The organism is Caballeronia temeraria, from assembly GCF_001544795.2.
GTDB classification, from domain to species: domain Bacteria; phylum Pseudomonadota; class Gammaproteobacteria; order Burkholderiales; family Burkholderiaceae; genus Caballeronia; species Caballeronia temeraria.
The window spans coordinates 1-7619 of the sequence record NZ_FCOI02000072.1; the positions used below are offsets into that span (position 1 = coordinate 1).

The following is a 7619-nucleotide window of genomic DNA, read 5'->3' on the forward strand; positions in this document are numbered from 1 at the left end:
AACCGTAACCTTTGAGGCTGTTACATGACGATCTGAACCTCAGACGCGGTTTGCAGCGGATGGGTTTTCGCATGGCGCACGGCTATTTCAATAAGATCGATTATCGACACAGCGTCGTTCGGGATACGGGCTAGGCAAGGGTAGTGGCCGTGCCATACCCTTGGGAACTGCTGCACGCGTCTGGAGGCGAACGTGAAGCATTCTTCTGAAGCGAATGACTACGAGTATGGGTATGTCCCGTTCCCTGACTATGCGTGCCTGGCGGCGTTGCGGTCTTGGTACGAGGGGCTTCCTGCGCGAGCAGCGGTCGACCGTTACCTGCCCTACAAGCGCGTCCATGCGCAGTCCTCCCGAGGGGTCATCGGCCGCATCCGGCGCCGGTTGGTCGACATTGCCGAACTCAACGGACGCGGTGATCTTGCTGCTGCTTTCACAGATCGAACGACACACCGCACTCATACGGGTATTTCGATCGGTCGCGCGATCGAAGCATTGCGGAAGCTCCACGGCCGCGAACCTCAGATCACCGACGACATCGGCGTCTGGTTGCCGCAACGCGCGATTCGGGCACTAAAGAGCCAGGGCATTACGACGCTTGCCGAACTGACCCTGCGGGTTCCTCGCCGTCGTCTCTGGTGGATCGACATCGATGGTATTGGGGTAGCGTCGGCACGGAAGATCGAAGCGCTCTTTTTGTGTCATCCGTCGCTTACCGAGTCTGCACGCCGACTGGTAGAACGGTCCGAGCCGAGCAGACGTGTCGTTTGGCGTCACATCGTGCCTACGCGTAGCCGGGACGGTTCGCGAGGTAAGTACCGCGCACCGAAGGCGCGTTGCCTGCTGAACGTGACGACCGATAGGCAAGCTATCGAAGCATGGCTCGCTCTGCACGAGACGGGCACTACGGCGAGGGCCTATCGCAAGGAAGCCGAGCGGCTTTTATTGTGGGCGAACCTCGAACGCAAGCGGGCCCTCTCATCATTGAACACCAGCGACGCCATCGCTTATCGAACGTTCCTGCGCTCTCCGGAACCGAGAGCACAGTGGATGGGCCCACGTCGATGCCGTCTCTCGGACGAGTGGAGCCCATTCTTCTGCCGGCTACGTCCGTCGTCGGTTGCCTACGCATTGTCCATTCTCTCTGCGATGTTCCGATGGTTTGTCGCGCAGCAGTACGTGGTTGCAAATCCGTTCGCGGGCGTGACTGCAGCGGGCGGGCGGTCGACCCAGCCGACGCAGCTCCGATCGCTTCAGGACGACGAGTGGCGATTCGCTAAACAGATCGCCAACGAATTATCGGCGCAACACGGTTGGTCGGTCGAGGCAGCTCAGCGGCTTTGCTTTATTCTCGACTTCGAGCTCGCGACCGGTCTACGCGCAAGCGAACTGATCCACGCGCGGATTGGAGACATCGTCTTCGGCGACGCCGCGGACGTTTGGCTGCGCTTAATAGGGAAGGGGCGACGCGCTGCACGAGTCGCAGTGCCGCCGCTTGCGATGCAGGCACTGCAGACCTATCTCCGGCAGCGACGCCTGCCTGCGGACCCGCGCCGTTGCAATCGGAGCCTGCCGCTTGTGCCCGCATTGAGCCCCGATGATTCGGTGAGCGTTTCCGGGACCCGCTTGCGCGCCGTGCTGAAGCGATTCTTCCGTCTCGTCGCCGAGCAGATGCGCGCCACTGATTCTGCCGCCGCCCACAAACTCGCAGGGGCGAGTCCTCATTGGCTTCGACACACACATGCCACGCGCGCGCTCGCGCGCGGGGTGGAACTGCGTAGCGTTCGCGACAATCTTCGCCATGCTTCGATCGCGACGACCTCACAGTACGTTCACGGCGATGAGCTTCTTCGGATGCAGCAGTTGAGCGTCGCTTTCGCGGCGGAGCCATAGCCGGTGCAAGCACGTCTACGTCGCTTTCTGCGGACGCGCACGCAGTATCTCGTTTTCTCGCACCAAGCGAAGGTTGATCGACTGAGACTTCACTAGATACTTCTGCAGTTGATCGATTTCCTTCCGCGCCTGTTGCAGCTTTTTGTGAAGGACTTCTGACGTGTCGGGGATCGTTCTGATGACGTCGTTGGCGGTCCGGGCATGTAATGCTCGAACGCGTTCAGCAATTTCCGGGTAGCGGTTATGAATCGTGGCATTACTGACACCGGCCTCGCGGGCCACCGCTGCAATGCTGATTCGGCCGTCGTGGTTGGACCGCATCTTTCCGTGCTGCAACCGGCGTAACGCGAGCTCCAGACGGCGCTTGGTGGGACTTTTCTGCTCAATAGTCACGATGCATCCTCGGCACTTTGAACGGGGTAACTTCGCTGCCGAGATCGGCGAGCACGCCCTCGGCTTTTCGAAGATGATCGATGCATCGCTGCCGAGAAGGCATCCCGAGGTCCGTGCAATTCAAGACATCGATCTGTTGCTGCCGTATGCCCTTCCAGATGTCCACGTGAGTCGAGTCAATCACGGCTTCACCGCACGAGGTACATCGAACCGCATCGTAGAGCCCTTGGCCTCCGCAGCCGTTTCCGCTTGCCATGCACCAGGAGTGGCCGGTACCGCGAATGAAGACGCTCTCGCCCAGCTTTCGGCAGAAGTCCCGCATGTCGCGCACGGTTTTGAGATCGCCACGGCTCCGGAACGCCATGATTCGCTGGCCACCCACGCCCGAGAGGTTGCTATGAGGATGCATCCAGCTTTGAACGATCAGGCTTTGTAACTCGTCGCGCTCGGTGATGATGTTTTCAATGAGCGATCGATCCGCCGGGCTGTCATACCGCGCGTAGTAGAGCGCCATGTCGAGAGACCAGTGCTTGAAGTGCTCTCGCAGATACCGGATATCTCCCAACACATGGCGGGCAACGTATACGGCAAACGTCCGTCGGAATTGGTGTGGAGCGATGGGCCACAATTCCCCGCAACGAATTCGATCCTGGTGAGCGATGCCGTCCAGATCTTCCTGTTCGATCCTTAACCCGGCCATCTCGGTGAATGTCCATAGTCCCTTTCGGGCGCTGTCACGGCCCACAGCGGAGACGCGTCCGCGATGCTTATAGGAGAGAAGCAGCGCGTCGCGGTTGCGGCGCCCGCGATCTATCTCCATTTTTATCTTGATGCGAGACGGCTCATCAAGCTTGCGATCCTTCGCGACGCGTTCCATCGCCCGGATCCGACCATCAATGATTGCGCGCTCGGGCGCGCCAAGCCGCGTTGCCACCTCAACTGCCTTGCCGACGATCTCCGGAACCATCCATTCCGAAGGCGTCGGTTCGGACATGAGCTTGTATGTCGTGCCTTTCAGCCAGCAGAACGTCTCGCCATCGTATCCCTTCCTTTTTATGAAACAGCCGACTTCCAAAGACGCCAGCTCCGAGTCGCGCATGCCCGAGAAGGCGGCGCATACGATATAGCAGGCAGTGCGCAGATGAAGAAGATCGACCGATGCCTGCTTGCGGCGCGTATATCCATGACTGGCAAGAAGCCTTTTTTCTTCAGTTGGGTGCCGGTGATATGCCTTCAACCGAATGTACTTTTCTTCGCTTTCACAAACGCTAGCGAACCCGTCAGGATGCATCTCACGATGCGTTCTTCTCGCTTCTTCAAACCGATACGTTTCGCACGTGCTGAGTTGGTCCCGCAGTGACAGAAGCGTTTCTGAACGATTTTCAATGTAGTCCAGCGCGGTACTCACCAGCTTGCTCATGAGCCGCTGAGGGATGACTGCTGTCTGCGCTTGCTTCCAGCTTTGGAACCGGGGTTGCCGGCCTGCGCGGGCGAGCTTCGTTGTTCCTCCCGATTCAAGGGGCCACGGAAACTGCGGGATGCGATCAATGAGATGCTCTCCGAGCTCGTAGTAGGTCGTGATCAAGGTGAGCACGGTTGCCACCGTTGCGGCGTGAAGGCCGCTATCAGTCAGATGCGCGGCGAAGCGCGCGCATTGCTCAGGTGTGAGCGCGCCGAACGTGGCGATACCTTGCTCCATCATCCATCCGACCAGCTTTCTGAGCTGACTCCAGTTTGAGAGCAATGTGCTAACCGATACGGAGTGACTACGCTCGCCGCCTACGCGCCATCGGGTATATAAAAAGCGCTTTACCGACGCGAGCAGCGGTGCATGGACAGGATCCGTCAATCGTCGCCCATTTTTGTATCGATAGCTAAAGACCATGCAGATGCGCTGATAGTTTTTTGCGGCGGCATACGGTGACAGAACCCATGAGTCGTCGCCGTAGCGTGAGACGACGGTACCGTCTTGCAAACTCACAACGACATTCGACAGGTCCTTCGCTTTTACGCGGGCGAGATCCACAAGATGGGCGGGCGGTTTAGCCATGGCTTTGCCCCTGCAGCATTGATCGATCGCGCCACATTGGATGGGGATCCGCATAGGCTTTATCCTTAGCCTGCTTCACGACTGCCGCAGCAAAGTGCGGCGCAATGCTCTGATCGATCTCTCTGGCGACCCACCCATAGACCTTTTGCCACCGATTTCGGCCGAGCAGGTTTCGTTCTTTCACGAGCAGCCAATAGAAGCTATACATGCGGTACAGATCACTCTCCATGATGACCTGGTTCGGGCACCGGAAACAATGCAGGAACGCAGAACATGCAGTGTGACCGTCCTTAGGCGCGTATCGGCCATTCAGCGGCGATGAGCATCGACCCACACCCGTATTACTCGCGCCGCTAAAAAGGCGCTTGACTTCGTCGACTTCGATCTTCATATCCTTGGCAAGTCGGGCCAACGTAGATGCATCTTTTGATGTCCCTCGGAGTTCGATCTCCAGACACCTTCCAAGGAAGTGGTGGTTACGGACCATCTCGGGCGTGACTGCAAGATAGTGGGTGTCCGTCACACGGGGCTCGTTGCCGAGTAGTACTGCGGTCATGGCTACATCGCCCCCTGTGAGCTCCCAAATGCGAGACGCAAATGTCTTGCGTAGTCGCATGACCGTCAGTGCCATCGGAGCTTGATCGTCGGGCGGCCCGGCCTGCTCGAGCCCAACAAGCCCATGACGCTTTACGAAGCGATCGATCGACGTGTAGAGCACCTTCTTCGAGAAGGCGGCCACCGCACCCAGCTTGACCCACCGGCGAGATCGTTGGTAGAGCCAGAGCCTATCTTGAAGGTCTGCGGGTGCCTCCGCGACCAAGCTGTCGGTCATCGCCAACACATCGCGTATCAACGAACTTGTGTCTGCAGCAAGCACGCTGATTTCTTCCACCGTGGTTGCTGTGCGAACGGAGAGGGTCGCGACGGTGTTGCCGCGCCGCTTGTACGTTGTCAGCAATGAATGACTATCCGGCTTGAGCGGATGCGGTCGAACCGCATCTCGTTTTAGTTCAAATAGCGACGCTGGATTCCTTCCTGTCCTTATTGCTATCAGGAGATAGTAGACAAGCAACCGATCTGGCTGGGTGCCAACGAACGTTTCCGCACGGATGGCTCGAAGATCGTCTGCAAGCGCCGTCATCAAGGCTTGCATCTCTTCTTTCGTGTAGGGAGTAGGTGATTTCAGCGCGCGATCTACGTGCGGGAACAGGCCTCTCGGGAAGCAGTCTATGGGGAGTTCACCCGCTGCAACGCATCGAGTCAGCACCGTCTTGATGCCAGTAAACAGCGAGCGAACGGTTCCGAGTGAGAGATAGCCGCTGTTCGTCTTCGCGCTGTCAGTTTGTAACCACGATACGTAGTCTCGCAGCACGGAGCGGTCGATATCCGAAACCCGGCGCACACGTCGATTCGATGAGCTGGGCGCGTCTAAGAAGGCGAACCACTTCGACACGGCACCGTGATACAGGAAGCTGATAGTTTCGTTTGATCGCGTCGACTTGAGTTGTCGCAGCGCTCGAGCGATCGAAATGAGCAACTCGTCCCGCCTGGCATGTGCTCCTGTCGTCGCGTGACGTTGCCAGCGATGGAAGTCCAGGTTGGTTTTTGCTCGTACAACCAGTGGATCCTCGACCTCTTCGACCAATGAGCGCTCCGCCACTTGATGGAGGGTGTAGGCCTTTCGTTTCATCGCTTTTCCCCGGCAATGAGCAGTGCATCTATCTCGCGTTCGTACTGGTTCAGCAGTTGTTCGCCGAGCATGTCAAGGCAATGAACATACGCAGTGGTGGTGGTAATCGATGCGTGTCCAAGCCGATCACGCACCCAGGCGAGTGCGAAGCCCAGGTTGCGCGTTTGACTCTCTGCGTACAGTTCCAGCGTGGCGAACGTGTGTCGCAACATGTGCGGCGTGACCTTGAAGTCGAGCAACGGCTTGGCGGCGGACACAGGGCACCATAGTTTTCGATAGGCATTACACAAGCCCTTTTCGCTCCACGGTTCGCCGAGCCGATTGAGGAACACGTAGGGCGACGCTGTTCCCTCACTGCTCCGATGTAGCTTGGCCCGCATCGCGCCCTCGCCGAAGTTCGCGAAGTCGAAGAGGTCCTTCATGAGTTGACCCGACGCGTAGACTCGGCGGGGCCTGCTTCCTTTGAGCCTCATGTCGGATGGAGATAGATCGATCGCGATCCGCCGCGAACGTCTCGCTGGAGCCGGGTCGAACAGATACTTCATGGGAAACGTTCGGCATTCCTCGTTGCGTAGCCCCGTCTGCAGCATCAACTTCGTCATCAACCGAACCGTGGGGCCGGGACACTTCTCGAGGAGCGCGCGACATTGATCAACGGTCAGGAAGCGAATCGGTCGGCGTGGTACTGCGGGCAGGGTGGACTCGCGGATCACGCCATGAAGTCGCCAGTCAAGAACATCCGACCGTGATACATCCCAGGGAACTGCCTCGATTCGGCCACGCGCTAGCGCCCACTCATAAAAGCGCATGACTTGGGACAGTCTCTTGCGTACCGTGCTGGGTTGCATAGCGTGCCCTCCAGTTCGTTGATCAAGCGCGTCAAGGGACCAATCGCGATACAACGCGATGTTTGAGATTCCGCCGCCTTCGCCGTAGCGAGCAGGTACTGCGTCCCAACTCAAAGCGTTCGCCTCAAGCCACGCGAAATAGTCGTAGATTGTTTCGGCGTAGCTTCTCCACGTCGCGGGACTTCTGGTCCTGGGGTTTTCAAGGGCGACCCATAGGAGATAGTCGTTCGGCGCGCTTATGAACTCCATGTCTTCCGCGCAAAGAAACGGAATACCGGGACGAGATCGACCTCTGTAAACAAAGTCCTCCGTCGCGTAAAAGAGTCTCATGAGACCTTCGAGAACGAGTCGTTGAGCGCATCGATACAGATCTTCACCGAGCGAACGAAGTCCAGGCCGGTAAGGTGTGCGGCTAGGTCGATGGAACCTGCGCCGCCTCGTCCGCGCTGCGCTGGCGGCAGGAGTTCATTGACCCACTTCTCACCCGTGAAGACGAAGCGAAAGTCACGGCCAGCATGATTCACATGAACACGGATGCTCTCAGTTGGACTGGCAGAACGATATTCCCTATCGACCTTGCAATACGCGCCAAGGAATTTGAGCAGGACGTAGAAGGGCACGCCCCTCGCTGACTGTATCTCGGCAGTAGTCCACGGACCCATGAAAGCACTCCTGAACGACACGACTGCCACGAAATATAGGCGAAGAAAGCCCCATCGCGTGTAACTGTTACTAGATTACAGTTCAG

Annotated in this window: 6 protein-coding genes; 1 reads left to right on the top strand and 5 read right to left on the bottom strand. The window is 58.1% G+C overall.

Features of this window, described 5'->3' with window-relative positions:
* Positions 1 to 192: 192 nt before the first annotated feature.
* Entirely contained in the window at positions 193 to 1890 is a 1698-nt protein-coding gene (locus AWB76_RS38145) for a site-specific integrase (RefSeq protein ID WP_061165249.1), read from the top strand.
* 15 nt (positions 1891 to 1905) lie between these two features.
* Here AWB76_RS38145 and AWB76_RS38150 read toward each other — a convergent pair whose 3' ends face one another.
* From AWB76_RS38150 to AWB76_RS38170, 5 genes are read right to left on the bottom strand one after another with little or no spacing between them, the layout of a single operon-like run.
* Positions 1906 to 2283, bottom strand: a complete 378-nt coding sequence (locus tag AWB76_RS38150; RefSeq protein ID WP_061165250.1) for a hypothetical protein — start codon at positions 2281 to 2283, stop codon at positions 1906 to 1908.
* Positions 2273 to 4333 carry a site-specific integrase gene (locus AWB76_RS38155; protein ID WP_061165251.1) on the bottom strand — a complete coding sequence of 687 codons (2061 nt, stop codon included), beginning with the start codon at positions 4331 to 4333 and terminating at the stop codon, positions 2273 to 2275. The genes AWB76_RS38150 and AWB76_RS38155 overlap by 11 nt, the downstream gene beginning before the upstream one ends.
* Positions 4326 to 6023: a site-specific integrase gene (locus AWB76_RS38160; RefSeq protein ID WP_061165252.1), complete on the bottom strand. Its 1698-nt coding sequence runs from the start codon at positions 6021 to 6023 to the stop codon at positions 4326 to 4328. Before AWB76_RS38160 ends, AWB76_RS38155 begins: the two co-directional genes overlap by 8 nt.
* Positions 6020 to 7201: a tyrosine-type recombinase/integrase gene (locus AWB76_RS38165; protein WP_061165253.1), complete on the bottom strand. Its 1182-nt coding sequence runs from the start codon at positions 7199 to 7201 to the stop codon at positions 6020 to 6022. Before AWB76_RS38165 ends, AWB76_RS38160 begins: the two co-directional genes overlap by 4 nt.
* Positions 7198 to 7533, bottom strand: coding sequence for a hypothetical protein (locus AWB76_RS38170; protein WP_061165254.1), 336 nt, complete (start codon positions 7531 to 7533; stop codon positions 7198 to 7200). Before AWB76_RS38170 ends, AWB76_RS38165 begins: the two co-directional genes overlap by 4 nt.
* Positions 7534 to 7619: the final 86 nt, after the last annotated feature.